Source organism: Campylobacter concisus ATCC 51562 (assembly GCF_000466745.1).
GTDB lineage: Bacteria > Campylobacterota > Campylobacteria > Campylobacterales > Campylobacteraceae > Campylobacter_A > Campylobacter_A concisus_B.
The window spans coordinates 1-235 of record NZ_ANNI01000017.1; the positions used below are offsets into that span (position 1 = coordinate 1).

Annotated in this window: 1 protein-coding gene; it reads right to left on the reverse strand. The window is 25.5% G+C overall.

Features of this window, described 5'->3' with window-relative positions; genetic code table 11:
* Positions 1–235: hypothetical protein (locus ATCC51562_RS09665; RefSeq protein ID WP_035167730.1), on the reverse strand; the 235-nt coding region annotated here is incomplete at both ends.

The window sequence follows — 235 nt, forward strand, 5'->3', positions numbered from 1 at the left end:
CCAAATAGTCCATACTGTGTTTTTACTCTTTCATAAACTACAGTACATGAAATTTGAACTATATTATCCTCTTTATCTTTGTAATATAAATTTGAAAATATCCAAGGTTCATATTTTTTTAAATTCTCATGACCTATGAAATTATAAATTTTTTCATAACAACTTTTTGAAATTTTACTAGATGTTCCACCTAGAAAATATGGTTTACCATTTGAGAGGGTTTGAGGGAATTTTT